This is a genomic window from Wolbachia endosymbiont of Madathamugadia hiepei (assembly GCF_013366855.1).
Taxonomy (GTDB): Bacteria; Pseudomonadota; Alphaproteobacteria; order Rickettsiales; family Anaplasmataceae; genus Wolbachia.
In genome coordinates this window covers 1-4,107 of sequence record NZ_WQMP01000086.1, presented here as the reverse complement: position 1 = coordinate 4,107, position 4,107 = coordinate 1, and the positions used below count along the sequence as shown (strand labels likewise).

The following is a 4,107-nucleotide window of genomic DNA, read 5'->3' as shown; positions in this document are numbered from 1 at the left end:
GAGTTCATAGCATATGAACAAGAAATAAAGCGTATCCGTGATGAGAAAGCTATTCTCGCTCAAAAACTTGATGATGCTACTGAAAAAGGCATCAAAATTGGTAAAGAGGAAGGTAGAGAAGAAGGAAAAATTGAAGTTGCAAAAGCAATGCTGGCTAATAACGTTGATGCTGACACTATTGTTAAGTGTACGGATCTTTCTATTAGTGAGATTAAAGAATTAAGTGAAAGTCTGTGAACATCTCACAGCGGCAAGATACCTCAGGCAGATTGCACAACCTGCCTCAAAATCTCCTCTTGTTGCTGAGTGTGAACACTAGCATAACCACATGCAGGAGATGCAGCAGCAGGCCTTGCAATGCACTTAGGCCTTTTTGCTTGAATATTGAGATTGGATAACACTTCTTCTATCAATGGATTGACAAAAAACCATCCTCCCATATTTTTTGGTTCTTCTTGACACCATATAATCTCAGCGTTTTTGTACTTCTCAAGTTCATTACTTAATTTATCTGCAGGAAATGGATAAAACTGCTCCAAACGTATTACTGCTATATCGTTTATTTTTTGTCTTTCACATGCTTCAATTATATCGTAATAAACTTTACCACTGCATATTATGGCTTTGCGTATTTTGTCATCTGAAACTAAACCTGTTCTATATTCTGGAATGACTGTGAGGAATTTTCCTTCGAAATCAGACAAGTTAGAAACCGCTCTTTTGTGACGCAATAGCGATTTAGGTGTAAACACTACCAGAGGCTTACGAAAATCCCGATCAACTTGCCGGCGCAAAACATGAAAATAATTCGCCGGAGTGGAGCAATTCACTATCTGCATATTATCTTCCGCGCAAAGTTGCAAAAACCTCTCTATACGAGCAGAACTATGTTCAGGCCCTTGCCCTTCATAACCATGAGGTAACAATAAAACTAGACCACTTGATCGCAACCATTTTGTTTCTGCCGACGCAATAAACTGGTCGATCATGATTTGCGCGCCATTTGCAAAATCACCAAACTGCCCTTCCCAGAGCACCAGTGAATATGGAGAGTCAAGACTATATCCATATTCGAAGCCCATCACAGCATATTCAGACAGAGCGCTATCCATGACCTCAAAGTGAGCCTGCTTCTCGCTTATATTGTTTAGCGGAATAAACGTTTCCTCCGTTGCTTGATCAACAAGCTTTGAATGACGGTGCGAGAAAGTCCCACGGCCGGAATCTTGTCCTGATAAACGTACCCCTATTCCTTCTGTAAGCAGTGATGCAAACGCAAGACTTTCAGCCGTTGCCCAGTCTACATTGCTACCGGAATTTATACTATCTATTCTTCCATCGAGTATTTTTCTAACTTTATTGTTAATATTAAAACTGCTTGGGATATTGCTATTTATGTGTACACCCAGTTTTTTTAGCTCATCTGGCGAGACACCAGAATCCGTATAATACTCGCTCAAATCGTTCAACTTTGCTCTTCTCAGCTTTGACCACACACCACCGAACCAGTCAGCTTTTTTTGGAGTGTAAGTCGCTGATTCAGCAAGGCTTTTATCCAATCCTGCCCTAAATTCGCTGCGTAATTTACTCACTTCATCACTACTTAGCACTTTCTCTGCAGTCAGCTTCTCTTCATACAGTGTCCCTGGAGTTTTATGTTTTGGTATTGCCTTGTACATGAGTGGCTGAGTGAAATTTGGCTCATCACCTTCATTATGGCCATATTTGCGGTAACACATTATGTCAATCACCACATCCTTTTTAAATTTCTGCCTATATTCCATTGCCAAACTTGCGACAAAACTCACCGCTTCTGGATTATCTCCATTCACATGAAATACTGGAGCTTCTATAGATTTAGTTATATCAGTACAATAAAAAGATGACCGCGCGCAGCATGGGCTCACAGTAAAACCAATTTGGTTATTAATGACAATGTGTACAATGCCATCCACTTTATAACCCTCAATATTGCTCAAGGTCAGAATTTCAGCAACCACTCCCTGACCTATAAAAGCTGCGTCACCATGAATCGATATTCCAAGCACAGATCTCACATTCTGCTTTGCCCTTATTCTTCCAAACAGAACCGGGTTTACCGCTTCAAGGTGAGATGGATTAGGACATAAACTCAAGTGCATTTTTTTACCGCCGGTAAGTGTGCGATCAGAGGAGTAACCGAGGTGATATTTAACATCGCCAGACACCTCAAGACCACTTGGGTACGCAAGGTTGCCTTGAAATTCAGAAAGCATTGCCGCATATTCTTTCCCCATAACTTTGGTCAGAACACTGAGTCGTCCGCGGTGAGCCATGCCAAGAACTATCTCTTCAATGCCAAAAGCCACAGAATCACTAATAATTCTCTCAATTGCAACAATAGTTGACTCTCCGCCTTCGATAGAGAAACGCTTATATCCAGGAAATTTCATATGGAGAAACTGCTCGAACATCTCAGATTCGATCAAGTGCCTCAGTATTTCCTTTTTGTCTTGTGGACTCAGCATATAGGTCTGGTTTTCAATTTTCTCCTGTAGCCATATTCTCTCTTCATAAGAGGAAATATGCATAAATTCAAACCCGATGTTCTTGCAGTAAATATCTCTATAGATACCAGCATCATGCGTTGGAGAGAGATTTGAATACTTCTGATAATCTACTTCTTTGTTTACATTTGGTGATAAGGGATTAAGATCTGCGAAAAAATGACCGTAAGATCTGAAGAAATTCGCCAGATCAGAAGCTGAATTATCCACCTTGGCTACATGCTGCACACTGCAGGGCTTTGCCTGACTTGCTTCTAAATTGCTTGAAAAAATTCTGTACCAATCCTCTCCGATTGATTTATCGCCCCGCAAATAGCGGTTATACATTTCCTCCACAAACTCTGCATTGTCACCATAAAGGCAGCTTAAACTCGGCATAATCACTATAAAAGATATCGAATACCTATATTATACCTTAAGTTTTTTAAAAAAGAACTTCTTTAGTCTCTAATTATTAAGCTCCACCTACCGGATTTGGTGATTTCTGACTATTAAGTCCCTCCGCTCTAGCTTCAGTAAATTCAGTTGAGGGTTCTGAAAAGAACATAATTTTTATTGCGTGGTACGCACAATAAAACGCAACAGCAGCTGCAGCTGTTGCAAAGATAATAAACCCAATTTTATCTGCTTTTCTCCAATTTCCAACTGCAGCTTCAACTGCGCAACAAACACTCAGAAATGAAAGAGTCACCGCACTACCAGAGTGTATCAACGCCATATTATAATCAATGGCACCAAATAACTGCCCAACTTTACTGTCGTGTTTAGCATAATCTATCGGTTTTTTATTGTAATTATCTTTTAAGTCTGGGTTAGCACCTTTCCTTAAAAGTAATTTTGCAGTTTCAACACAACCACGGGCACGATCATTAAGGTAACCATTATCCTCGCATAGGTAATGCAACAGTGTTTTACCTTGGTTACCTCTTACATTGGGATCAACTTTGTACTCTAAGAGCAATTCAGTAACTTTGTGGCAAAAAACGCCATCACTATTGTTAATAACACAGTGTAATGATGATTTGCCTTCTCGGTCTTTTGTATTAGGATTAGCACCATACTTTAAAAGTAAACTTATGGCCTTAACCCTTAACTCATGTTTATAACCTGTATACCCAAGCGCGAAGTTTAATGGTATATTGCCACCAGTACCCTCTGCATCCAAATAATTAAATTTATCAACATTTTTTACTGTCTTTAGCAACAACTCCAGAAAATCTAGTTTATCGTCGTTAATGGCTGATATTACAAGATCCGAGAAAACTTCTGCCTGATCTTCTTGACCATCAGTAGGAAATTTGCACGCTTCTATTTTTTCTGAGAGTGTATCTGTATTATCATTATGCAACTCCTTAAGTTGTTGTTTAACTTGATAAATAATGTTAGAATTAGAAAGATTATCTGATATTCCCAATACTTTTAACGCTAACTATGGATTAGCCGATAAAGAAAGAGTTGGAAATGGAAGGCTTTTTGCGTTGTAAAGAATATGAAATAAGCGTAGAAAAAATGTGAACTAAAAAGTTAATAGGAGATCTATGGCGAGTATGTTCAATTTCTA

General features: G+C 39.1%; 2 protein-coding genes and 2 pseudogenes. 1 reads left to right on the top strand and 3 read right to left on the bottom strand.

Going from position 1 to position 4,107, the window contains the following annotated elements; translation table 11 throughout:
* Positions 1 to 237 (top strand): annotated as a pseudogene (locus GO685_RS03660) (Rpn family recombination-promoting nuclease/putative transposase); the annotation flags it as partial.
* Positions 238 to 260: 23 nt separating this feature from the next.
* On the opposite strand, the gene GO685_RS03655 reads toward GO685_RS03660, so the two are convergent.
* From GO685_RS03655 to GO685_RS03645, 3 genes and pseudogenes are all read right to left on the bottom strand, one after another.
* Positions 261 to 2,924: a 2-oxoglutarate dehydrogenase E1 component gene (locus tag GO685_RS03655; protein WP_175937619.1), complete on the bottom strand. Its 2,664-nt coding sequence runs from the start codon at positions 2,922 to 2,924 to the stop codon at positions 261 to 263.
* Positions 2,925 to 3,000: 76 nt separating this feature from the next.
* Positions 3,001 to 3,960, bottom strand: a complete 960-nt coding sequence (locus GO685_RS03650) for an ankyrin repeat domain-containing protein (protein ID WP_175937618.1) — start codon at positions 3,958 to 3,960, stop codon at positions 3,001 to 3,003.
* A 22-nt stretch (positions 3,961 to 3,982) separates the two neighbouring features.
* Positions 3,983 to 4,107, bottom strand: a pseudogene (locus GO685_RS03645) (IS982 family transposase); the annotation flags it as partial.

Bases quoted from the DNA above. Each gene is read 5' to 3' on its own strand.
- GO685_RS03655 (WP_175937619.1), bottom strand. From the start codon at position 2,924: ATGCCGAGTTTAAGCTGCCTTTATGGTGACAATGCAGAGTTTGTGGAG.